Origin of the sequence: Candidatus Methanoperedens nitratireducens, assembly GCF_900196725.1 — an archaeon.
Taxonomy (GTDB): Archaea; Halobacteriota; Methanosarcinia; order Methanosarcinales; family Methanoperedenaceae; genus Methanoperedens; species Methanoperedens nitroreducens_A.
Genome location: NZ_FZMP01000117.1, coordinates 1 through 22,002, shown reverse-complemented (window position 1 = coordinate 22,002; position 22,002 = coordinate 1). Strand labels below are relative to the sequence as shown.

Sequence of the window (22,002 nt, the reverse complement as noted above, 5' to 3'; positions counted from 1 at the left end):
ATGGATAAAGATGAATGGTTCAAACAGGCTGATTATGACATGGAGACCGCAGAATTCATGTTTAAAGGACAAAGATATTTTTATGCAGTCTTCATGTGTCACTTGTCCATAGAAAAAGCACTCAAAGGTCTGATTATTCATAAAAATAAAGAAGCACCGCCTAAAACACACAATCTGCTATATCTCATTGAAATTATCAATCTGGAACTTCCGGAAGACATGTATGACTTCGTCTTCACCCTGAACAGAGTAAGCGTACTTACAAGATATCCTGATAATCTTCAAAGAATGCTGAATGAATACAACATGGATAAAACAAAAGAAATACTTGAAAAAGCCAGGGAGTTATTAGAATGGTTAAAGACAAAGTAGCAGAAGCAATTAAATTCTTTGAAAATTGTTTGAAAGAAAAAGGAGTGAAAGTCTCAAAGATAATCCTATTCGGGTCGCAAATCACGGGAAAAGCAACAGGAGAAAGCGATGTGGATATTGTCATCATTTCTCCGGATTTTCAGAACAAAGACATATTTGAAAGGGCAAGATTGACAAAGGAAGCCGAGATAAAGACCATTAAAAAATTCAGGATGCCTCTTGATATTATCACTCTCACTTCTGAAGAATTTGAAAGTGGGAGTTCACTTATTACTGAATTTGCAAGAAAAGGGAAAGTAATATATGCGGCATGACTAGCGCTGCATAGTCGCCAGAGTAGACCAGCTCATGTCCCTCCGCGATAACCTCGAAGCCAGCCTCGCGCGCTCGCAGGCGGACAGCGAGAGATTGATGGAGGCGGTTGTGGAGAGGATGCTGGCGGGGTAGCTTTGAATATCCTTTTTATAGAGTACTTTTATCTATTATAAACGAAATAATCTGCTTAAGTGAATGATAATGGCAGTTGATATAGAAGAAGCTTATAGTCTATTGGAGTTCCTGAAGAAACTAAAACATGAAACAGGCGGGAAGGTAGCCGAGCAAATGGTGGGAAAGTTCAAAGGAATAGTCCCTGAGGGAACAAGCAGTGTTGATTTTTTAAAGAAACTCCGCGAACATCTATATAACTGAAATTTACATTGATACCAATATATTTTTAACTTCTAGATTATAATGAAAAAATATACATCCGAAGAGAGGGAGACAGCAATAAAAGAGATAGAAATTGCACCAATTAAATCGGAAGAGTGGGATGGACCTCACGAAACGAAGATTACCTCTTTTAGATACGTTGATGATGTGCCCGATAGAAAAAAGAAAGGGTTGCTATCCGGGCTGGTCGGTAAAATAAAATCTATCTTACATCCTGCCTAAGTTTGTCTTAAGGTTTGCGTAACGTATATAATAAAGTTTTTACTCATTTATCACAACCGCCCCCATTGCCATCGCCTGCTCCACTCACACCATATTCTTCATAACCAGCACGACTTTATCCCGGAAAAGATAGTTCTCAACCGAGTTCTTTAGCAGCTCGCCGTACTTCCGATACCCGCTCATCGCCACTGCGAAAGGCGCAGCGGCTGCGGCAGAGCATACTGAAGAAAGCGTTTGAGGGGAAGCTTGTGGCGCACGATGCGAATGATGAGCCGGCTGGGGTATTGCTGGGGAGAATAAGGCTGGAGAGGGCGCGGGAAGGGAAGAACAAACATAAAACTGTCTGAACAAGCTTCTAATTTTTGATAAAGTTGTATCAAAAAATTATACCGACTGCATCCTCATGAATTTGCCCTATCCAACTTTTCAATAATCATCCTTGCATCCTCATAAATATCAACACTGAGCCACATCACCCTCGCAAGCTTATCCAGAGCCTCAAATGCTTCTCTTTTCGATATCTTTTGTAGCTTAGCAGACCTTATCAGCACGCCTATCGAACCAATAACCTCCAGCCCCAGCCCTGCAGCGAACCTCCGCGCAGCAAGGTCATCGATAAGTACCGGACATTTCATTCTTCTTGCAAGCATTATAGCCGAAGCCTCTCCAATGTCTATCCCCGCGCTCTCAGCTATTTCTTTTACTTTATGATCATTGCTTTTGTCTGTTACAATCCAGCCATTTTCGATTTCGCTTTCTATCAAAAAGGCATCCCCCATCCCTTCGTCCTTTCCTCTATCTACAACTTCAAGCTTGACCTCATGAGGTATGATCACCTCTCCAAAAATGTCTTTAAGAAGTTTTATCCTCCCTACTTTCGCAAGGTGTATGAGAGGACCGGAATTGCTTACGATCATTTCTCGTTCATCGCCCACTTAATATCTGCTGCCAGGTCCTCTTTTTCATACCTGAAAGGGATGTTCCGCTTCTTTAACTCCTCCAGCGCTCCTCTGTACGTTAATCCAGCCATCCTTGCAGCTTTCCAGAGGGAGATTTTCCCTTCAGAATAAAGGTCAAATGCTTTTTTTATACGGTATTCCCGGAGCGCCTCCCCGATGAGTTTGCGCAGCATGGTGCCTTTATCAAGAACTTCCTGTTTGCATGCCTCCTCGATCTCATGCAGGTATTGCTCAGGCAATCGAATTGATATTGTTTTCATATGTTATTACATTTTATTATAACGTATACTTAAATCTTTGTAGGCATTTATGTTTTCTGAAGTGCAAGAGATATTGCTGAAAATCTTGAATCTGCGCTGGAGCAGTTCATCAGTATCCAGGAAGATCTTGAGAAACCTGTGAGCGCGTAAGAAATGGAGTTATTCTTTTCCTGAAGCTCTCACCACCGCCCCCATCGCCAGCGCCTGCTCCACCCACACCATATCCTTCATCGCCAGCACGACCTTATCCCGGAGGAGATAATTCTCAACCGAGTTCTTTAGCAGTTCGCCGTACTTCCGGTATCTGCTTATCTCCACCGTGAACGGCGCAGGATCTTCGATCAGAACAGGTTCATAGCCATTCGCATCCAGGAGCTTAATCACACCGCTCATCTCGTCGACAGTCGCCATCCTGAACCTGTAATTCGGCTTCTCATAGTAAGGCTCAAGCTCCCTGAACAGTTTGGGGTCATCAAAGAAGTGCTTGAAATAGTATGCGCTGCCGAGTTTGAAGATGTTGATGCGGGGGCGCCTTTCTGCTATGTCGAAGATGGGCATGATGTATTCAGCTCACAAACCTGCCAAAAAGCCAACTTAATCAATAACGTCCAAAGCCACTTGTTCTTTTTTCAGATTTTCTTTTACTCCGACAGTCTTTGCATCTAATTGGCTCACTGTATCCTTTCTCTTCAAAAAATTCTTGCTCCCCTGTTGAGAAAATGAAATCTTTGTGACAATCTATGCATTTTATTTTCTTATCTCCCATACTTAATCCTCTATGCTACAGTTATTGTATAGAACTATCAAATAAATAACTCTTTTAGTGCTTGTCCCGCCGTATAGACACAGCCTACTCCACTCAGATGCTGTGCAACTCTCAATGCTTCTGTAATTTCTTCTTTTGTAGCACCAGCATCTATAGCCTGCTGAGCCAATGACTTTACCCCATTAACTGCTCCATACGATGCATCGAAAGCCATTGCAATAAGCAACTTATATTTCCTTGGCAAAGCACCGTCATCAAAGGCAAAGTCACGGGAATTTTCAACATGCTTAAGGAGGTCGGGGTCTAATTTCTCATAGATTTTTAAGGGATGTTCAGTCACCATTTAATCACCATGATTTGGAATGTGATTAAACCGAATTAAATGTTGAGCATCGCAAGATATAAATACAATGAATAATCATTAAGAATTGATGATTCAGATGGGGACTTTAATTCAACCAGAACTTGGTGGCAGATATGGCAGATATGATTGATAGCACATGGTATAAATGCCCTAATTGTAAACATTTAATACTGCTAAGAAACGCTGATTTCATCAAAGGAATTGCGATGGTGTCATGCGTGGACTGCGGAAGAGGTGCTTTTGCGATTGAGGACAAGGATACTCTGTTGGGATAATGAAACTTAAACTTTTGAGTTGTCATCAGATGTGTATCATTTTCAGCACCCATAGCCAAAGCCTGCTCAACCCATCCATATCTTTCATGACCAGAACCACTTATCCCGTAGTGGATAACTCTCGTTCCCTGAATAGCTCGATGTTATTGAAAAAGTGCTTAAAATAAGATGCGCCGCCGAGTTTGAAGATGTTGATGCGGGGGGGGGGCGCTTTTTTGCTACATTGAGGAGAGATATGGTATATATTGTGATTATGGATCGATATGAATTCTGTCTTGGCAGGAAAGCTAAGAAGACTTTTTGCAGAAATTCTTGAGAAATCCTTGTATTCTTTATGTATGGATACGTAAAGATAGAGAATATGGCGAGTTATATCTAATCACGATTTTAAAATTAATAAAATCCATCTTATGAAAAATCGAAACTACAAGAAATGGTGCGAGAATACTGGATATCGGTACAGGAACAGGAAAGCAAGCCTTTGCGTTTGCGAAAAGGGGTTATGATGTCACTGGTATCGACCTATCAGAAGACATGCCCAAAGTGGCAAATAAGAAAAATAAATATGAAAATGTGGGATTTTTAGTTGCTGATGCTTCAAATCTGCCTTTTAAGGATAGCAGTTTTGATGTTTCCAGCGTGTCATTTGCCCTGCATGATATGCTTCTTTCCATAAGAGAGAAAGCATTGAGAGAAATGGTCAGAGTTACCAGGCGGGAAGGGATTATTGTGATCGTTGATTATGCTCTGCCCGAAAACAGCGTCAGCAGATTTTTGATATATCACTTTGTTAAACTTTATGAGGGTAAATACTATATAGAGTTCATAAAATCCGAGTTTGAAGCATTGCTCGTAGAGTCGGGGATAAAGATAACAGAGAAGCTTCCTGTATTATTTGGTGCCGGGAGAATGTTAAAAGGAATTCCGGTTCATTCGTAAGCAGGCATTTTGCCTGAAAAATCATATAACAGAAGATTAAGTGCAATTTTTGCCTGAATACCACAGTACAATAAAACCGGAGTCCAAAATACCACTCATGTACAAACTGGATGCCAGAGGCAGGGTATGCCCGCTGCCCCTGTTCTATACAAAGAAGAAGATAGACGAGCTAAAAACAGGCGAAGAGCTTGAGGTATTGACGAACGATGTTACAGCAAAAAACACAATTCCGCAGTGGAGCAGGGAACACGGGCATGAAATAGTGAAGGTCGAGGAGTCAGGCGACGATTTTAAAGTAATTATAAGAAAACACTGAGCAATTCTTTTGCTATTTTTTCATAGTGCCAGGCTATTTTTATTGAAATTTATAATATAAGGGATATGTAGAGATGGGAAGCTCTCTCCCATCCCTGTTGCTTTGGAATAATTCCGTACTCTCTAAAACATAACATTTTATATAATATGCTCATGAAAATGCAATAAAAAGTTATGTTTAGCATCCTCTCTCATTTTATAGAGGGTTTTGGGATAAACTCTAGCAAATTGCCAAGATATCTAGTAAAATTTTATAAACTGTCAAACTCAGGATACAACAATAATCGCTTCAAAAACAGGGCACTGAATAATTCACATTTTTTTAAGATTTTTTGCTTTTACGCAATCATTGAAAACAGGTTCAAACATTCTGCAAAAATATTCAAATGCCTTTTTTGATGTTGTTGTGCCTTTTTCTGTGAGGGAATAGATAATATTCCTCCCATCTTTCTGTGATGTTATGAGACCATTATTCTGCAGATGTTTTAATGCAGGATATATCGTGCCGGGAGTGGGTTTGCTTCCTTTCATTTTTTCAAGTTCCTGTGCTATCTCCTCACCATACATGGGTCTTTTTGAGAGAAACCACATTATCAAAAACGAAAGCATCCCCCTCATATCACAAGATTCTGGTGCACATATTTCTTCATGGCAATTATCATCTGTCACAGGTCAATATTGGATGTCCGATATATTTAAATATTATTATTGGATATACTATACATCTGATCTCAACAGGATTCAGTTCAAAGAGGAATAATATGAAGATATTAGGAATTGTAGGCAGTCCAAGAAAAGGCAGTAGCACTGACCTTCTTGTGGACATGATATTAAAAGGAGCGGTTTCCAGGGGAGCAGCAGTTGAAAAAATAAACATCAGTGATCTAAATCTTGCATTTTGTACCGGGTGTATGGAATGCAGGCAAACTGGCATCTGCAGAGTAACAAAAGAGGATTCTGATGATGACCTCACCCGGATAATTGACAAAATAGCAGAAGCTGACGGGCTTGTGCTGGCATCTCCGGTATATATCCGGCATGTTCCTGGCCAATTTAAAAATTTATTTGACAGACTGGTTTCCCAGATAATCATTACACCTGGGAAAAATCCCCCGGAAATAAAATGCCGTATTCCTGGTAAAAGGAATAGTGTTGTTCTTGCCACCTGCGGAAACCCGGACATCAAAATGGCAGCGGAGACGCTGGAATTCCTGAAGAATTCAGCATTCATCTGCGGGAACGGCGGGAATATTGTCTCAGAACTGGCAGTCGGAGGTTTAATGCTTCCATGCCAGATAAATGCAGATGAGCGAAGATTACTGGAATATGCATCAAATTTCAATATCCCTGAACCAGTAGTGGATAATATGATGAAACAATATAAATCAGTTAAGGAACAGGCGTATCAAAGCGGGCAGAAGCTGGCATTAATGGAGAAGTAGATACATGGTTCCCTTGAGAAAATAAAAAACGGATCTCGATTCAGTCAAATGAACGAGAGAAGGCTTCATGCACCCGCGCTAGTATGCCTTTCGGATTTCAGAGGCTGTCTGACAATTACTTGCAGTAATAAAAATTAACGAAAATTTTCCTCCTTTTTCGATTTAAAGCCCTAATCTGCCTTCTTTTTTTCAAGGTTTTGAATTATCGGACAGCCTCCTTCCAGCGCTAAGTCCGTGACGGCGTGTTTTGAAGCATAAGAGAGGAAGTATGGCACAAAGGACACCTGAAGAAAATACTGGAGAAACGCTGTGCATGTCTGCCATTCCCAACTAATATACGCAGCAGCGACAATTTTATATCAAAGATTTGTTTAATGAGAGAGTAAAACGTAAAGCGATTAGAAAAATCATAGATCCGAGCATGGCAGAACAAATCCATTTTACAGTTGAAAAAGCTGATGAAAAAAAGCACGGAGTACAGCTTAAGGAAGCACAGGAAAAATTATATGACTCTGAAGAATATTTTAAGACAATAGTAGAGTCATCTTTTAACGGGATAGCTGTCACGGATGAGCAGGGTAACTTTGAATATGTGAATGAATCTTTTTTGAAAATGGTCGACTGGCCGAAAGAAGAACTGATAGGCAAGAATTTCATAAAAATAATTCCCGAAGATTTGCATGAATCAGTCCTCAAGATATGCAGCGAAGTTCAAGAAGAGGCAAATAACTGTCAGGAAATTAAAATAAAAACCAGAAACAGCGAATTAAAATATTTAAATAGCTTCCATAAACTTACAAAGATCAACGGGAAATTAAAAACAGTAAGTATTACTGAGGATATTACCGGAAAAAAGAAACTGGAACAGGAGCTAAGAGAATCCGAGGCAAAATACCGGGAACTCTTTGAGAATGCCCAGGACGCAATTTTCACCAGCGATGCTGAGGGCTACATCATTACTGCGAACAATGCAATGATCAGGGGATTTGGATGCAACTCAAAGGATGAGATAATAGGGACTCATTTCACGGATTGTCTAACACCTCAGTGCATCCAAGACGCTTCGGAACACATGAGAAAATACCTCTCAGGTGAGCCTGTGGAACAGCCGGTAATACGAGAAGTTATCTGCAAAAACGGAGAATATAAATGGGCAGAGGTTATATGCCGGACTATCAAAGACGGTGATAGAGCAATAGGACTCCACTGCACAGCAAGGGATATAACTGAAAAAATAAAGATGCAAAGAGAGCTCAAAGAATCCGAGGCGAAATACCGTGAACTCTTTGAAAACGCCCAGGATGCCATGTACGTACTCGATACAGAGGGCAATTTTTTGAAAATGAACCAGATCGGACTTAGAATACTTGGCTGCACAAAAGAGGAAGTTATTGGCACTAACATTTCTAAGTGGCTCACGCAGGAGAGTTTAAAAATCGTTGAAGACCGCCGGAAAAAACGCCGCTCGGGGGAAATTGTAAACCAGACAGATACCCTTGAGCTGGTGAGCAAAAATGGTGAGCATAGGTGGGTTGAGATAAAAACCAGGCATATCAAAGATGGCGGCAGGACGATAGAGATTCACGGCATTGCAAGAGATATTACTGAAAATATTATATTAAAACAGGAGCTTAAGAACTCAAATAAACAGCGAAAGCTCCTGTGCTATCTGATCAAAGGGACACGCGGGGGAAAGACCCGAACTTTGATCCTGAGACATCTTACTGACAGGTCTTATAATGCACATCAATTGGCTAAAGCCCTGGACATGGATTATAAAACTGTCAGGCACCATCTTGGGGTTTTAGTCAAAAACGGGATCATCACAAGAGATAACGATGGACACACTGCTTTATATTTTCTTTCAAAGAATATACAATCGGATTTAAATGAGTTTAATCGTGAGTTTCAGCATGATAAAAGTTAGTTAAAAATTGCTTGATCACACCCATCAAAAAGTCTTTATATTATTAATTTTAAACGGGGACTTAACCTTTGCAGTAAGATACCACCCCACCACCCACCACCCAAACTATTTTTCTACTGCAAAGGTTTCTACTTTTTCGGTATTTAAATGGTTTTTCCCAAACTTTACCCCAGTAAATGCACCTGACCTGAATTGAAACGCAAAAATATGATGACCACAAAGGATCTATGATAAACCATCGGTTCATGATTAGTTTCACTGCGCACTTGGAATTACTATATAAAATGCTGTGTTTAGTATAACGTCCTGTCATGAAGATAATCATTGATCATCGAGAAATGCGCTCCAGAGTGGCTGAAGAACTTGGCAAGCTTTGTGCAGATATTGAAATCGTCGCCCTGGAGGTCGGCGATTATGTTGTAAGCGACCGCGTGGCATTCGAGAGAAAGACGGTCGATGATCTTTTCTCAACCCTGTTAGAACGCCGGGAGCTATTTTCACAACTTATGGACTTAGTGAGGTCGTACAGGTGTCCCATTCTGATTATCGAAGGTGATGATCCGTTCTTCTTTACAGGTCGCAGATTGCATCCCCTGGCTGTGCAGGGCTTCCTCAATTCCATTGCCCTTATGCGTGTTCCCACCCTATACACGCTCAACGAAGCAGAGACGGCGCAGGTTATCAGTATGATCGCTGCAAAAGAGCAGATAGACAAAAATAGACCTGTCAGTTTGCACGGAAAGCGCAGCCGCCTATCACAGAGCGAGGCGAAGGAGTACACTGTGTCATCACTGCCGGGTATCGGACCTGTGGTGGCAAGAAATTTGCTCAGGCACTTCGGCAGCGTGGAGAAGGTTATGACAGCGCCGCGGGAGGAGCTTATGAAAGTGGAGCATGTTGGGTCAAGAACCGCTGACAGGATCAGGGAACTTGCAGGAGGGCGATATGATTCAAAATGAACTCGCCAGAAGCAGCGGGTACAGGAAAACTATTAATAGTTTGGTAGTTTGAAGAAGTTCAAATGAAGGTGTTTTATGCCTTTTCACGTGATGTTGATACCTACTTTACGCTGTCCTTCTAAATGCAGTTATTGCTGGAGTTCCGAGAGCGGGTCTCCGGTAATGAGCATTGAGACCATCGAAGAAGTGGTTAAATGGCTCAAGAACTTCAGGAATGAGCCGGTCACTTTTACCTTTCATGGCGGGGAGCCGCTCCTTGCAGGCGCGGATTTTTACCGCAAAGCTATGCCTCTGCTGGCTGAGGGTCTAAGTAACCTGAAACCCGCCTTTGCCATGCAGACCAATCTCTGGAAAATGACCCCGGAACTGGCCAATATCCTGGCAAAATACAATATTCCCCTCGGATCCAGTCTGGACGGTCCCGAAGAGCTTAATGACCTGCAAAGAGGAAAAGGATATTACAAGAAGACCATGCTGGGCTATGAGATTGCCAGGGCAGCCGGTCTCAAGGTGAGCTTCATCTGCACATTCACTTCCTATTCTGTAAAGTTCAGGGAGGATATCTTCAATTTCTTCCTGGAGAATGGTTTTACTCTTAAATTACATCCTGCGTTGCCATCAATACGTTCCGAGAACCCTGATAAATGGGCACTTGATCCGAAAGAGTATGGGGAATTGTTAGTTTATCTTCTGGACAAATATCTGGAGAACATGGGTAAGATAGAGATCATGAACATCGACCACCTGTGCAAATGCGTGTTCACCAACCGGGGCACTGTCTGTACCTTTGTGGATTGCATGGGGCATACCTTTGCTGTTGGACCCGACGGGAGCATATACCCCTGCTATCGGTTTATAGGCATGCCGGAATACGTTATGGGCAATGTTCGCGACCATCCAGGCAGGGAAGACCTTGCCCGGTCCGATGCATGGAAGCTTATGTTCCGCTATAAAGAATATGTGGACAGGGAATGCGGGGAATGTAAATATGTCAAATTCTGCCGTGGTGGATGCCCCTACAATGCCATAGCGCCTACTGAAGGTGAAATAAAGGGAGTAGACCCTCACTGTACCGCCTACAAGAGGATATTCAAGGAAATAACCGAGCGGTGGGAAAAGGAGTTCCTGGGAGGCTCTGATATGGGAATGTTTGGCTTCCAACCTGGGCATGTGAGGGACTCCAGGCATGGGATAATGTCTATAATGCTTAAGCGGCTCTAATTACAAGAGATTTGTTAAGGGCTAAAATACATTTCAGATGTAAAGTCCGCCGTTGATATCTATAATTTGACCAGTTATATAATCGCCGTCTTCCGATGCCAGGTAAGCCACAGCCCCTGCGATTTCCGAGGCTTTTCCCAGCCTTCCCAGGGGTATTTTGGAGAGAATACTTTTCATCGCTTCATCAGGGACAGACCTCACCATATCCGTATCCACAAATCCCGGCGCTACGGCATTTACTGTGATACCTTTTCCTGCAAACTCCTTCGCCAGTGCTTTTTGTGAGACCTATCATCCCGGCTTTGGAAGCAGTATAATTAGCCTGCCCGAAATTGCCCATTCTCCCGATGACCGATGAAATATTTATTATCCTGCCGTACTTTCGCTCCAGCATCCCTTCCACGAACGCCTTGATGCAGTAGAAGGCTCCGTCAAGGTTGACGGACAGGACATCGGTCCACATATCCGAAGTCATTTTGACAAAGGACTTGTCTCTTACTATACCTGCATTATTGACCAGTATCCTTGCGCCACTTGCTCCTATGGGATGCCCCAGGGCTATTGCGCCGCCGTTAACATTAACAATATCAGGAGCAAGACCAAGTTCCCGGTTGACCGCTATGCTCTGTGCCGCAAATGCCTCATTCGCCTCTACCAGATCAAGGCCCTTCGCACTTAAACCTGCCCGCTGCAGGGCTTTTTTCAGGATATAAGGCGCCTGGGACATGGATTCCATGCCGCCTGCAAGAACAATATCTGCATCTCCCAAACGCAATAGGACGAGACCTCAACAGGGATGCCGACAGCCATTGCAGCCTGCCTTGCGACATTCTGCCCGTGACCTGCAGAGAGGACATTTCCCATGATTACTTCATCGACTTCACTCGATTTTACGCCAGCCCGTTTCAGAGCATCTTTCAGCACGACCGAGCCAAGCTGCCCCGGAGTGAGTTCCTTAAGGCTGCCCCCGAATTTTCCTACCGCCGTACGGCAGGCGGATGCGATAACTACATTTCTCATCATCTCACCTTTTATATCAGCAGCCCGCCATCCACACTGAGCACCGCACCGTTCACAAAGTTAGCCTCATCAGAAGCAAGGTATAAGAGCGCATACGCAACGTCATCGGGCTGCCCGAGCCTTTTAAGGGGGGTTTTTTCTTTCATCATTTCAAGGATTTTTTCAGGAACCCCTGCTGTCATCGGGGTTGCAATGAACCCGGGGGCTACGGCATTTACACGTATCCCTTTTTTCCCCAGTTCCTTTGCCAGGGTCTTTGTCATGCCGATCAACCCTGCCTTGGCTGCCGCATAGTTGGTCTGGCCGATATTTCCGTATAATCCTACAATGGATGATACGTTGATTATCTCGCCTGTCCCGTGCTCGGTCATTGCGTCGACCACTGCCTGTATGCAGTTAAAAGGTCCTTTAAGATCGATGGTAATGACCTTATCCCACTGCTCTTCTGTCATCTTCGATACGAGAGCATCCTGGTTTATGCCTGCATTGTTTATCAGCACATCAATCTTACCGAACCGTTCCAGCGCCTCCCGGACAACCTGTTTTGCCTGTTCCCTGTTGGAGACATCCAGTTTAGCGAACAATGCCTCTCCTCCCTTTTTTCAATCTCTTCGACTATTTCGTTACCCCCTTTTTCGTTCAAATCCGCCACAACGACTTTAGCTCCTTCCTGTGCAAACAGCAGGGCGGTCTGTTTACCAATGCCGCTTGCTGCTCCGGTTATAATTGCGACCTTGTTTTCAAGTCTCATGTTATACTCTGTTTTGATTTGCGATTATTCTTTTTGCGTTTAATTTTCTTTTTATGAACTCCCCCGTCACTATTTGTATATGACCTGGGTTTTAGCCACTCCGCGATCCTTGGACAGACCTCTTTCTGGGACTTTCCGCCCACAAAGATTCCGATATGCCCGGTCGGGAAAACCAGTGTCTCTTTATCCGTACTCGATACTGCATCTATCAACGGTTTACTTGCATCGTTGTGGACCAGGTGGTCATATTCTGCTATGACATTAAGCAGAGGCATGGTGATATTCTTCAGATTTATCCGCTTTCCGCCTATAACCATCTCATTTTTGATAAGAAGGTTCTTCTGATAGCAGTCTTTCATGAACTGCCTGTAGGTCTCGCCTGCCTGGTCAGGACTGTCAAATATCCACTTCTCCATTCGCAGGAAGTTCTCAAGTTTTTCTTTATTGTGAATCGAGCAGTCCATATCATTGGAATTGCAATCAAGCTGGTCAAACATGCCCACATACTTTGCTATCATGAGCTTAACCGGGTCAAGAAGCAGGAAGCCGGAGTTCAGAAAATCCCCGGGGACCATCCCATAATAATCCACTATCTTATCCACTTCCATGTTTTTTGCCCAGGTGTTGAGAAGGCATTTATCGGTTTCGAAATTAACAGGCGTTACTAAAGTAACCAGGTTCTTCACTTTTTCAGGGTGCAGCGAAGCATACATCACAGAAAAAGTCCCTCCCTGGCATACGCCCAGCAGGGTGATTTTATCCATCCCTGATATTTCCCTGATTTTATCTACGGAGTTGTTCATATAGCCGTTCACATAGTCATCAAGCGTGAGGTACCTGTCCATGCCTGTGGGATATCCCCAGTCTATGATGTAAACATCAAAACCCAGTTCAAGCAGCTTTTTTACGACGCTTTTATCCGGCTGCAGATCAAGAATATAGTAGCGGTTCACAAGCGCGTACGTTATGAGCACCGGAACCGGATATGGTTTTTGAACAGCAGGGATGTAGTGCAGAAGCTTCATCCGATCTTCCCTGTAGACAATCTCTGATGGCGTTGTCCCGACCGAAAAATCGGGATTATCAAGAAGTATTTCTGTTCCCTTTACAAATTTGTTAATATCGTTTTGCATTATACAAAGTCCGTTCATAATATTCCTTCAAAGCAAATTTTAAAGAGTAGAACGTCCTTTCCCGGACAATTTATCAATCTGGCTGGCTAATTCCTTTGTTTTTTTCCGAAGCGCGAATAACTCTTCATTTATTTCATCGATATCGGTCTTTGTGGGAAGGTTCATCTGCTTCAGGTAGTTTTCCTCAAGCATCTCCCGGTTGTATTGCTGGAATTCCAGGAAATACGACATGAATTTTCCCATCTCCGAAGAAAAGTGACCTGAACTCATGAATTCTTTGAAAGTAGAGCTATAAGTATCGATCCATATATTATATAATTGCTTGTATTTATCAGGGCTTATTTCTCCCTGCATTTCGGTCTCGATCTTCTCATGCATCTTTTTCATGGATTCCACGAATACCTTCTGGAAATCAAAATTAAGTTCCATCCAGCCTGTATAGAAATTAGCAAAATTTGAGACGCCGGTCATCATCTTATCATACCTCTCACGCGAAGGTCCGATGGCAGGCATCTCTACCAGCCTGCCTAAGGTCGCCTCGTAGATATTTAACCAGGCTTTAAAAAATTCGTGTGCAGGCTCAGAACCGGAGCTATCCATAATTAAGCCCGGCTTGCATCATTGAAATTTGATTTCGCACACGCTTTTGCCATCTTGATATATGCATCAGTATATGCTTTAGCTGCAATTTTTACAGGTTCCATTGTCTCCTTCATCGGGCCGATCATCGGCATGTCGTCAAAGAAGGAATCAAAAGCCTTTTCATACATCTTTATCCAGAGATCGCAGAATTCTTTATACGATTCCGGGCTGGTCGTGTGGCTCAGTTCCTTGCTTTTTTCTGACATTTTTTCAATCGCTGCCACCCAAGATTTATACATGTTAATATAGGTATTGGCGTTTTGCAGGAAATCCTCAAATGTATCCTTTGATGATGTGGCAGAACTGTTGCCTAAAACCCTGCCGAAGTTCTCCTGATAAGCATCCATCCACATATTATAGAATTCCCTGTAATCTTCAGCGCTGGCTTTGCCTTTTGAGATCTCAGCAGCCCTATCGGAGAGCTTGACCATGGATTTTACCCAGGGCTTGTACATCCTGGTGTATGAATCCTTCCACAGCCTTGCCATCTGCTTATGTGTTTCTGAGAATACATCGGGAATGCCGGTATATTCCCCGAATATCTCCCTTGTGCATTCCATGGCTGGCAGTGCAAGCATATCATCCAGCATCTTCTCGTACGACTTCATCCATTTATCGTAGCATTCTTTATACTTCGCAGGGTCGGGCTCGCCCTCTATAAGCTCATGTGTTCTCTTTGAGTTCTCTTCTAACTCGGCTATCCAGGACTTGTACAGCCGGTTGGATTCCTCTGCACTGCCCAGGAGCTTTTCAAGTGTTTCCTTGCCCGTGCTCTGTGCAGGAAGGGGATAAAGCTTGCCAAACGTGTGCTGGTATGTTTTAACCCATTCATTGTAGAATTCCTTGTATTTTTCTGGCATAGCATCCTGTGATATAAGAGCTGCCTTCTCTGACATCTCTCCCATGGACTCGACCCATGGCTTATACAGCTTTAAATGTGAATCGCCCCACATTTTCAAAAAGCCGGTGTAGTTCTCAGTCCATACACTGTATACATCCGTTTTTTGATGCGCATCTCTTCTTTCTTCAATTTTTTTGACCATAATGGATGCCCCATTCTAATAATAATCATGATAATACACCATTCCGGTATATAAAATTTTTGCTTGTAATATAATTATTGGTAGCTGCCATAGAGCCACCTCTTTTTTTCTCAGGGTGGACTAATTAAAAAAGATGGCAAAAATGATTGTACCGGCTTGAAATGCCAGGCGACCTATGACCTATTTTCTTGCCACTTCTCTTACAATATCGCTTGCGCTGACTATGCCGATCGGTCTATTCGATGCTCCGACTCCCTGCTCCGAAAAAATAAGCAGCCTGTGTATATGCTTATCTCCCATTATCCTGGCGGCTTCTGCCAGCGTGGATGTCGGTTTTACTGTTTCAATATAAGGGGTCATAATCGACTCTATCGGCACGTTCTCCCAGTTATCTTTTCCTATCACTTTAAGTATATCCATGTTCGAGATAACACCTGCTGCGCTGCCATCATGCCCGATGACAACCGCTTCTGAGAGACTATGCTTACTCAGCAGGATAGCAATTTGTTTGACAGTAGAGCCTATTGGAACAGTTACCACACCTCTGGTCATCACGTCTCTTAGTAACTTGTTTTCCAGTTTCACAGTGCATCCCTCCATGTATTGTATATGGGGTTCCCCGTTAAATAATTAATCGCTAATGATTAATAATAATGTAAGATTAATTCATGATAATAGGGACAGACAGCTTTCCAGAGTACCGTTCCCGATAATATCCGGGATCATACCATGTTTTCTCATCGAACTGGCGGTTTTCTGACCGATAGCAATGACCTTGAGCTTTTTTGCATGTACATGATTAAAACCCGATGATTCGAAGGACTTTGCGCTGGTGAAAATCACGGCATCTGCCTCTTTTAAGGCATCGGCAACGTTATTGCCAGCAGGCTGAAGCCTGTACGCCGCTGCCTCCACTATCTTAGCGGCTTTTGATGCCAGAGATTCTACCAGTTCCGGGTTCGGCACCTCGGCGCGCGCAATTCCTATTATTTTCCTGCTGATATCGCCAAGATACCCGGCAAAATGCTCTGATGAGAACTGCGCTATTACCTCGCTGGACATGCCATATTCTTCCACTCTTTTTGCTGTTTTTGGGCCCACGCTCACTATTCTTACGGTTTTTGCGGGTTTTCCCCTCTCAAAGAGCTTATCAACACCGAGCGCGCTTGTAAAGATGAGTATATCAAGCTCGCCTTTTGATGCCATCCCTGCCAGGCGGGAAAGGGGCGCCGGGTCTGCGGGGTCGGATGCGGTGATCGTGGAGATTATGAGCGCCTCATGGCCATATTTCCGGAATAGTTCATGGATACCTTCGGACTTCTCTTTAAGCTTGGTAACGGCGATTTTCACAGAACTAAGAATGGCATCTTAAAGCATAATGCTTTTGTGGGACGTTTTCATGACTCCCCGACCCGCGCCGGGCATCGGATGGGTGGGGGCTTGGCGAAGGGGAGGTGATACTCTGCCAAGTTGAAATCACAAAGCATATATACGATATTAATACTCTATTAATATTGCATTAATATGGTCAAAGCGATTATAAACATAAACGATAGAACTAACAGGGTATTGAATATAGTAAAAGCAAAACACGGGCTAAAAAACAAATCTGAAGCCATTAATAAGGTTGTAAACGAGTACGGCAGATCGCTTCTTGAACCTGAACTTCGACCTGAATTCATCGAAAAAATCAAGGCGAGGCAAAAAGAGAGAACTGTGAAGGTTACTGATTTTAGAAGCCATTACGGTTTAAAATGATATGTATTCTCTTGAAGTGAGGGAAAGTGTTGACAGGATATTCTCCAGACTTGCAAAAAAGAACCCAAAACAGATGCGAATAATCGATAAAAAGATCAGGCAGGTTCGAGAAAATCCGCTGCATTTCAAGCCACTAAATGCACCTATGCAACACCTGAGCAGAGTGCATATTGATAAAAGCTTTGTTTTAATATATTCCATGGATGAGCAAAACAAAGTGGTGATAATAGAAGATTACGAACACCATGATAAGATTTACTTTTAGATGTTCCTATCTTTAATCCTCTCCCATTAAAGCTCCCACAATCAATTCAAGTTTTCCTCGACCCGCGCCGGGCATCGGATAATGGGGCAACGGGGTTGGCGGAGAGAATGGGAATGGGGAATGTGATTTAGAGATTTTTCCATAGTATGCCGGCCAGTGAAAGAAAAATTTTATATTTGTTAGAGCTAGTATAAACAATATTATGAACTCAACCGTCTGCATACCTCAAAGTGAATACGATGAATTATTGCGAAAAGCAAGCCTTCTGAACAGCATAATAGATTCAGAAAGCTTGACAACAGAGGAGCTTGAAAGGCTAAAAAAAGCGCGGATGGGTCCCAGTATAACTGAAGAAGAGTTTTTAAAAAGGCATCCAGAGCTTAAATAAAATACATAAAAATGTACGAACTTATAATAAAAGAGCAGTTCGACAAGTCTTTTTCTAAAATAAAGGATGTTAAAACCAAAAGGCAGATTTGGAACAAGATATTAGAACTCAAAACAAGAGCGCCAATCGGTAAAAAATTAGTAGGAAATCCTTACTGGTCGATACATATTGGAAAATTTAGAGTAATATATGTTTTTCACAAACATAGCCAAGAGATTGAGATAATAGATATATTGAGCCGAAAACATGAATACAGGGAGATTTAATTGGAATTTTGGCTGATTTAAAGAAATCATCTTAGGGATTATGTAAATCTCATTTTACTTGGTTTGCTCTCTCCACCCGCGATGGGCATCAATTGGTGGGGCGAGAGGTTAGCATAGAGAAAGGAGGTCTTCAAGAGCGCAAAAAAGTTAAGTAGGATAAAAACTAAACTTGAAGAATAGATATTAAACTATAGGTTGCTATGTACGTATTATCTGAACTTTTTGGAAACTGCCCGCAGGTTAAAATAGTTGAAACCTTTGCAGAAAACTACGAAGATATATTATCGGGTCCGGATATCGCACGGATGACGGGCGTAACAAAAGCTACGGTTTACGCTCATTTGAATAAACTACTAAAAGAAGATATTATTAGATAAGTAAGAAAGGTTGGTAAAACACAGCTTTACCAGCTCAACAATGATAATCCAAAAGCTAAGATTATCTTAATGCTGGAGCGATTTATTGTTTCAGAAAGACTTGGGAAACTTGTTGAAAAAGATTCTGTGGTTTCTGGATTTGCTAGTGCATCCCAAATTTCTAAAGGTATCGAGCTAACTTCTCCTTAAAGATTAACATTCGCTTCAAAAAGGTTGTTCTATCTGCTCTCCCCAACCCGTGCCGGGCATCGGGTAATGGGAATGGGGGGCGGGGAATTAGAAGAGAGGGAGTACTTTTTCCGGATGTTTTTTAATTTGCTATCCCACCCCATCTCCCCCAGCCTCTCCGGCAAATACTTATCCGTCACATAATCCAGCCCCTTGCCCGCAAATGCCTGCTGCTCTGACTTCTTCCCAATCTTTAGCATCAGGTTTATCTGGTCTTTCCAGTACCCGGTATCAAATCTCGGGTCTGTAAGCTCGCTATGCAGCGCCTTGATGTCCTGGTCGTTCAGCTTGTCCGTGGAAAGCTCGTACTCTACTATGTCCGTTGACTGAACGCCAATGAACTTCGCAGCCGGGGTTGCCATGAACTCCGAGAGGTGCGCGCTCTTGATTGCGCCGTAAGCCACGCTTGCGAATATGCGGAAGCTCCAGGGGTCACCGTCCGTGAACACCACCACCGGTATCTTTAGCTCCTCGTTCATGCGTTTTATGAGGCGGCGGGTGCTGCGCGCGGGCTGGCCTTTTAAATGGACAAGGATGGAATCGAAATTTTCGTCAAACCCGTTCTCGATAAGCCTGTCGTACATACCGCCTGTCTCTACTGCGATTATGAATTTGGCATCGTGTTCCAGGAACTGTATCGTCTCCACGTTGTACGGTATCTGGTATCCCGCCTCGCCCACATCCTCCTGGCAGTGCATCGTGCGCTCACCGCGTTTGGTAACTTCCTTTATCTTGATAGGCCCGAACATCGTGGCGCCGTTCTCCTCGGGGCGCACATGGAAATCCTCGCGCTGCAACCCTGTGATTATCTCAAGGTCTTCTATCAGGCGGTCGCTCTCCGACTGCTCGTTGAATTTGGCTATATCCCAGTTCTCGCTGATGTAATACAGTTCTCTCAGTGTCGAGCTTTTGTCCTGGTCAAGATGCCCTTTGATCATAAGCTCCACAACATAAGAAGTCTTAAGAAGCTGGGTTGCGCCTTTCACGGTTTTTGCACTGCGCATGCTCTCACTGTCGCCATAGACCCATACATCGCTGTCCTCATTAAGTTCGATATTCTTTTTGGTGCGCGAAGGTAGCACGATGTGTGGGATGGTCTCGCTTTCGAACTGCTCATAGAAATCGTGTATGAGCTTTTTAAGTGTTGTTTTTGAGGTGGAGTCCCGTATCTCTTTATTGCTTTTCACTGTCATACGTTCACGACCTTTGCCCCTGTAATATGTTCTTCTTCTATCCCTTCCGCCACGATCTGCGGAAGTTTTGAAGCCTCCTCAATCCCGATATCCAGCCTGTAAATGATCGCCTTCTGCTCACCCGGCTTCAGGGAGACTTTCCAGAGATAATCGTTCTGCTTGCCAAGAGGGATTTTCTTTGGCTCAGGGCTCGGGGATCTGATATCGTGGGGTATTGTCTCATGCAGGGAGAAATGATGCACCGCATCACCGTGATTTTTGAGCTTAATCTCCACTTCGCACCCTTTTCCGTTCTTCTTTACAGACCTCTGGATAAATACATTGCCCATGATCTTGGCAACGACCGGTGTAATATCTGGCGTGGGCTTCTCAAGTATCTCTCCCACTTTCTTCGCAATGCGCGGCAGTATCTTCAGGATAATTTCTTCTTTCTCCCTTCTGCGCAAAAGGTTATCCTGCCTGGATAGATAGAGGTTAAGCCGCCGTCCCACGTCTTTTAGCGCAAGCTCTATTTCTTCGATGATCTCAGGAACATCCGCGATCGCCTCTTTTGACTCGGAGGTGAAAGGGATGTGCGTTGAAGCTACATGCACCAGGATGATAGCCGGACCTATGGGTATTCCCCCGCCCGGCTGGTCAAGCGAGTAATTCCTCCATTTGATGTTCTCGACCGCATGGGTTACGGCGCATGCGCCCTGCTGGTAAAGAAGGGGCACTCTGTTCGCGAACCGCAGTATATCCACTTTATTCTCTTTTGAGAGATTCCCTCCGTAGGCTATGCCCGCTTCGACCTGGAACGGGTGACCGTTATGCACGCCCGCCGGGCGCGTCGTTGTTTCAATGAAATCGACGGTGTGTTCTTTCTCAAGCCCCTTGCGGATGAGTTCCTCGGTTATGGGAGAAAGGCAATCCGTAGGAGGAGCCTGTATTTTTACCGTCCTGAACGCCTCATGCAGCCTCTTTGCCTCATCCAGTGCTATTTTTTTCGGTTTTACATCTGGCTCTATCCCGGATTTCTTACATATCTCTTTCGCGGTCTGGGCGCCGATGCGGGAAAAGGACTCACACAAAAAATCGCTGATGTTTTTGCTTTCGGTGTACCGCAGCATCTTCATTAACGTACCAAGTTCAATGCCGTGCGGATGTGGGAGTATTTCCTTCGGCTGAACAGGCAGCTTATCGGTCACCCTTTCGAATATTATCTTGTTATTATCAGGCTCGATAAGGGTTATGCGGGCGTGGGGGTTCACTATCGCCGTGTCCTTCAGGTACCCGGACACCGACTGCCTGCCTTTGAAATAAGAGGCTTCCATCTCAAGCTCAATATGCGTTCCCCGCAGCCTGTCCCAGTCTATCACTTTATCCTTGAGGATTTCAGGCTCGTTTGTCTGTGTATTTATAAGCAGCTCAAAGTAATGAGCCGGCGCATCCTTATCTATTTTTGACACTATTTTCGCCGGGCGGCCTGAGGTGAGCTGTGAATACAGCACAGCCGCCGAGATGCCGATACCCTGCTGTCCCCGGCTCTGCTTCATCGAATGGAAGCGTGAACCGTACAGCAGCTTTGCGAAAACCTTCGGGATTTGCTCTTTGACGATGCCGGGTCCGTTATCCTCTACGATAAGGGTGAGGAGGTTCCTGGATTTACTTTCGATTTTAATAAATATATCCGGAAGGATCCCTGATTCCTCGCATGCATCCAGAGAATTATCTACAGCTTCTTTTACTGAAGTCAGGAGGCTGCGGGGAACCGAGTCAAAACCCAGTATTTGCCTGTTTTTTTCAAAGAACTCAGCGATACTTATGGCTTTTTGCTTTTTTGCAAGCTCTTCGGCAATTGCCATCCGGTATCCTCTTAAAGCTCCGCTCCCACTATTGTCTGCGTGGCTGTAACGTTCTCGCTCTCCCTGATGGTATCCACAAGCTTGTTCAGGGCGCTTAACCCGTCAACATTGCTTATAACAACGAAATCGAACTCCCCGAAGACATGATATACATCTTTAATTCCTTTTATCTTAAGAAGCTCATTATACGCTGCTTTTTCCTGTCCAGGCACTACGTTTACAAGTGTTACTCCTATTACCAAAGTTTAATCGCCTGCCTTTATTTTATTCTGAATCTATCAACGATATGCTTTAATACTAATAAACTTGCCGTCTCAAGGCTTTAAACGAAATGTGTGTAGTCCCGAAACCTTTGGCTTTAT

Annotated in this window: 32 protein-coding genes and 2 pseudogenes; 16 read left to right on the top strand and 18 right to left on the bottom strand. The window is 43.6% G+C overall.

The annotated features are described in order from the left end of the window. The 4 genes from MNV_RS08905 to MNV_RS08895 all read left to right on the top strand — a co-directional run bounded on the left by MNV_RS08905 (position 1) and on the right by MNV_RS08895 (position 1,305). Positions 1-372, top strand: coding sequence for a HEPN domain-containing protein (locus MNV_RS08905; RefSeq protein WP_096205341.1), 372 nt, complete (start codon positions 1-3; stop codon positions 370-372). Beyond that, positions 354-686 (top strand): nucleotidyltransferase domain-containing protein, encoded by a 333-nt coding sequence (locus MNV_RS08900; RefSeq protein WP_096205339.1) that lies wholly within the window; start codon positions 354-356, stop codon positions 684-686. The genes MNV_RS08905 and MNV_RS08900 overlap by 19 nt, the downstream gene beginning before the upstream one ends. A 202-nt stretch (positions 687-888) precedes the next feature. After that, on the top strand, positions 889-1,062 hold the full coding sequence (locus MNV_RS19545) for a hypothetical protein (RefSeq protein WP_179293890.1): 174 nt from the start codon (positions 889-891) through the stop codon (positions 1,060-1,062). A gap of 42 nt (positions 1,063-1,104) precedes the next feature. Further along, positions 1,105-1,305, top strand: a complete 201-nt coding sequence (locus MNV_RS08895; RefSeq protein WP_096205337.1) for a hypothetical protein — start codon at positions 1,105-1,107, stop codon at positions 1,303-1,305. Positions 1,306-1,706: 401 nt separating this feature from the next. Here the strand turns inward: MNV_RS08895 and MNV_RS08890 are convergent, their stop codons facing one another. The 5 genes from MNV_RS08890 to MNV_RS08870 all read right to left on the bottom strand — a co-directional run bounded on the left by MNV_RS08890 (position 1,707) and on the right by MNV_RS08870 (position 3,633). After that, complete coding sequence (locus MNV_RS08890; RefSeq protein ID WP_218837960.1) at positions 1,707-2,240, bottom strand: hypothetical protein; 534 nt, start codon at positions 2,238-2,240, stop codon at positions 1,707-1,709. Next, positions 2,219-2,524, bottom strand: a complete 306-nt coding sequence (locus MNV_RS08885; protein WP_096205333.1) for a UPF0175 family protein — start codon at positions 2,522-2,524, stop codon at positions 2,219-2,221. The genes MNV_RS08890 and MNV_RS08885 overlap by 22 nt, the downstream gene beginning before the upstream one ends. A gap of 159 nt (positions 2,525-2,683) precedes the next feature. Further along, entirely contained in the window at positions 2,684-3,082 is a 399-nt protein-coding gene (locus MNV_RS08880) for a hypothetical protein (RefSeq protein ID WP_096205331.1), read from the bottom strand. Positions 3,083-3,122: 40 nt separating this feature from the next. Next, a complete protein-coding gene (locus MNV_RS08875) occupies positions 3,123-3,290 on the bottom strand; it encodes a zinc-ribbon domain-containing protein (RefSeq protein ID WP_096205329.1) in 168 nt (55 codons plus the stop codon). A gap of 37 nt (positions 3,291-3,327) precedes the next feature. After that, entirely contained in the window at positions 3,328-3,633 is a 306-nt protein-coding gene (locus tag MNV_RS08870) for a carboxymuconolactone decarboxylase family protein (protein WP_096205327.1), read from the bottom strand. Between the two features lie 134 nt (positions 3,634-3,767). Between MNV_RS08870 and MNV_RS19540 the strand changes: the two genes are divergently transcribed. From MNV_RS19540 to MNV_RS08860, 3 genes are all read left to right on the top strand, one after another. Then, positions 3,768-3,929: a hypothetical protein gene (locus tag MNV_RS19540; RefSeq protein WP_179293889.1), complete on the top strand. Its 162-nt coding sequence runs from the start codon at positions 3,768-3,770 to the stop codon at positions 3,927-3,929. Between the two features lie 417 nt (positions 3,930-4,346). Continuing rightward, positions 4,347-4,868 (top strand): class I SAM-dependent methyltransferase, encoded by a 522-nt coding sequence (locus MNV_RS08865; protein WP_096205325.1) that lies wholly within the window; start codon positions 4,347-4,349, stop codon positions 4,866-4,868. 97 nt (positions 4,869-4,965) lie between these two features. Further along, positions 4,966-5,184, top strand: a complete 219-nt coding sequence (locus tag MNV_RS08860) for a sulfurtransferase TusA family protein (RefSeq protein WP_096205324.1) — start codon at positions 4,966-4,968, stop codon at positions 5,182-5,184. A gap of 311 nt (positions 5,185-5,495) precedes the next feature. Here MNV_RS08860 and MNV_RS08855 read toward each other — a convergent pair whose 3' ends face one another. After that, positions 5,496-5,852 carry a PadR family transcriptional regulator gene (locus tag MNV_RS08855; RefSeq protein WP_218837959.1) on the bottom strand — a complete coding sequence of 119 codons (357 nt, stop codon included), beginning with the start codon at positions 5,850-5,852 and terminating at the stop codon, positions 5,496-5,498. Positions 5,853-5,944: 92 nt separating this feature from the next. Here MNV_RS08855 and MNV_RS08850 point away from each other — a divergent pair, with 92 nt between their 5' ends. From MNV_RS08850 to MNV_RS08835, 4 genes are all read left to right on the top strand, one after another. Then, positions 5,945-6,625 carry a flavodoxin family protein gene (locus MNV_RS08850; RefSeq protein ID WP_096205320.1) on the top strand — a complete coding sequence of 227 codons (681 nt, stop codon included), beginning with the start codon at positions 5,945-5,947 and terminating at the stop codon, positions 6,623-6,625. 421 nt (positions 6,626-7,046) lie between these two features. Then, positions 7,047-8,552, top strand: coding sequence for a PAS domain S-box protein (locus tag MNV_RS08845; RefSeq protein ID WP_096205318.1), 1,506 nt, complete (start codon positions 7,047-7,049; stop codon positions 8,550-8,552). 311 nt (positions 8,553-8,863) lie between these two features. Next, positions 8,864-9,511 (top strand): ERCC4 domain-containing protein, encoded by a 648-nt coding sequence (locus MNV_RS08840; RefSeq protein ID WP_096205317.1) that lies wholly within the window; start codon positions 8,864-8,866, stop codon positions 9,509-9,511. A 75-nt stretch (positions 9,512-9,586) separates the two neighbouring features. Next, on the top strand, positions 9,587-10,732 hold the full coding sequence (locus tag MNV_RS08835) for a TIGR04083 family peptide-modifying radical SAM enzyme (RefSeq protein ID WP_096205315.1): 1,146 nt from the start codon (positions 9,587-9,589) through the stop codon (positions 10,730-10,732). A gap of 33 nt (positions 10,733-10,765) precedes the next feature. Here MNV_RS08835 and MNV_RS20195 read toward each other — a convergent pair whose 3' ends face one another. The 9 genes and pseudogenes from MNV_RS20195 to MNV_RS08795 all read right to left on the bottom strand — a co-directional run bounded on the left by MNV_RS20195 (position 10,766) and on the right by MNV_RS08795 (position 16,671). After that, a complete protein-coding gene (locus MNV_RS20195) occupies positions 10,766-10,978 on the bottom strand; it encodes an SDR family oxidoreductase (RefSeq protein WP_257000005.1) in 213 nt (70 codons plus the stop codon). Then, complete coding sequence (locus MNV_RS21240) at positions 10,917-11,507, bottom strand: SDR family NAD(P)-dependent oxidoreductase (protein WP_218837958.1); 591 nt, start codon at positions 11,505-11,507, stop codon at positions 10,917-10,919. The genes MNV_RS20195 and MNV_RS21240 overlap by 62 nt, the downstream gene beginning before the upstream one ends. Beyond that, positions 11,435-11,755: a thiolase family protein gene (locus MNV_RS19535; RefSeq protein ID WP_218837957.1), complete on the bottom strand. Its 321-nt coding sequence runs from the start codon at positions 11,753-11,755 to the stop codon at positions 11,435-11,437. The genes MNV_RS21240 and MNV_RS19535 overlap by 73 nt, the downstream gene beginning before the upstream one ends. 8 nt (positions 11,756-11,763) lie before the next feature. Next, a pseudogene (gene fabG / locus MNV_RS08820) lies at positions 11,764-12,503 on the bottom strand (3-oxoacyl-ACP reductase FabG). Further along, positions 12,500-13,654, bottom strand: coding sequence for a class III poly(R)-hydroxyalkanoic acid synthase subunit PhaC (gene phaC / locus MNV_RS08815; protein ID WP_096205312.1), 1,155 nt, complete (start codon positions 13,652-13,654; stop codon positions 12,500-12,502). The pseudogene fabG and the gene phaC overlap by 4 nt, the downstream one beginning before the upstream one ends. Before the next feature lie 21 nt (positions 13,655-13,675). Further along, on the bottom strand, positions 13,676-14,236 hold the full coding sequence (locus tag MNV_RS08810; protein ID WP_096205311.1) for a poly(R)-hydroxyalkanoic acid synthase subunit PhaE: 561 nt from the start codon (positions 14,234-14,236) through the stop codon (positions 13,676-13,678). Positions 14,237-14,238: 2 nt separating this feature from the next. After that, on the bottom strand, positions 14,239-15,321 hold the full coding sequence (locus tag MNV_RS08805; RefSeq protein ID WP_096205309.1) for a hypothetical protein: 1,083 nt from the start codon (positions 15,319-15,321) through the stop codon (positions 14,239-14,241). A gap of 180 nt (positions 15,322-15,501) precedes the next feature. After that, a complete protein-coding gene (locus MNV_RS08800; RefSeq protein WP_179293888.1) occupies positions 15,502-15,906 on the bottom strand; it encodes a CBS domain-containing protein in 405 nt (134 codons plus the stop codon). Between the two features lie 81 nt (positions 15,907-15,987). After that, positions 15,988-16,671, bottom strand: coding sequence for a uroporphyrinogen-III synthase (locus MNV_RS08795; protein WP_179293887.1), 684 nt, complete (start codon positions 16,669-16,671; stop codon positions 15,988-15,990). 174 nt (positions 16,672-16,845) lie between these two features. Between MNV_RS08795 and MNV_RS08790 the strand changes: the two genes are divergently transcribed. The 5 genes from MNV_RS08790 (at position 16,846) to MNV_RS08770 (ending at position 18,375) form a co-directional block, all read left to right on the top strand. Then, positions 16,846-17,079, top strand: coding sequence for a DUF2683 family protein (locus MNV_RS08790; protein WP_096205304.1), 234 nt, complete (start codon positions 16,846-16,848; stop codon positions 17,077-17,079). Between the two features lies 1 nt (position 17,080). Next, on the top strand, positions 17,081-17,344 hold the full coding sequence (locus tag MNV_RS08785; protein ID WP_096205303.1) for a type II toxin-antitoxin system RelE/ParE family toxin: 264 nt from the start codon (positions 17,081-17,083) through the stop codon (positions 17,342-17,344). Between the two features lie 202 nt (positions 17,345-17,546). Beyond that, positions 17,547-17,732, top strand: coding sequence for a hypothetical protein (locus tag MNV_RS08780; protein ID WP_096205301.1), 186 nt, complete (start codon positions 17,547-17,549; stop codon positions 17,730-17,732). 11 nt (positions 17,733-17,743) lie between these two features. Next, positions 17,744-17,998 carry a type II toxin-antitoxin system RelE family toxin gene (locus MNV_RS08775; protein ID WP_096205299.1) on the top strand — a complete coding sequence of 85 codons (255 nt, stop codon included), beginning with the start codon at positions 17,744-17,746 and terminating at the stop codon, positions 17,996-17,998. Positions 17,999-18,198: 200 nt separating this feature from the next. Then, positions 18,199-18,375: an ArsR family transcriptional regulator gene (locus tag MNV_RS08770; protein ID WP_096205298.1), complete on the top strand. Its 177-nt coding sequence runs from the start codon at positions 18,199-18,201 to the stop codon at positions 18,373-18,375. 326 nt (positions 18,376-18,701) lie between these two features. On the opposite strand, the pseudogene MNV_RS08765 reads toward MNV_RS08770, so the two are convergent. The 3 genes and pseudogenes from MNV_RS08765 to MNV_RS08755 form a co-directional block, all read right to left on the bottom strand. After that, positions 18,702-19,796, bottom strand: a pseudogene (locus MNV_RS08765) (DNA topoisomerase IV subunit A); the annotation flags it as partial. Next, positions 19,793-21,640, bottom strand: coding sequence for a DNA topoisomerase VI subunit B (locus tag MNV_RS08760; RefSeq protein ID WP_096205295.1), 1,848 nt, complete (start codon positions 21,638-21,640; stop codon positions 19,793-19,795). The gene MNV_RS08760 and the pseudogene MNV_RS08765, both read right to left, overlap by 4 nt. A gap of 11 nt (positions 21,641-21,651) precedes the next feature. Further along, a complete protein-coding gene (locus tag MNV_RS08755; protein WP_096205294.1) occupies positions 21,652-21,882 on the bottom strand; it encodes an Lrp/AsnC ligand binding domain-containing protein in 231 nt (76 codons plus the stop codon). Between the last annotated feature and the right edge of the window lie 120 nt (positions 21,883-22,002).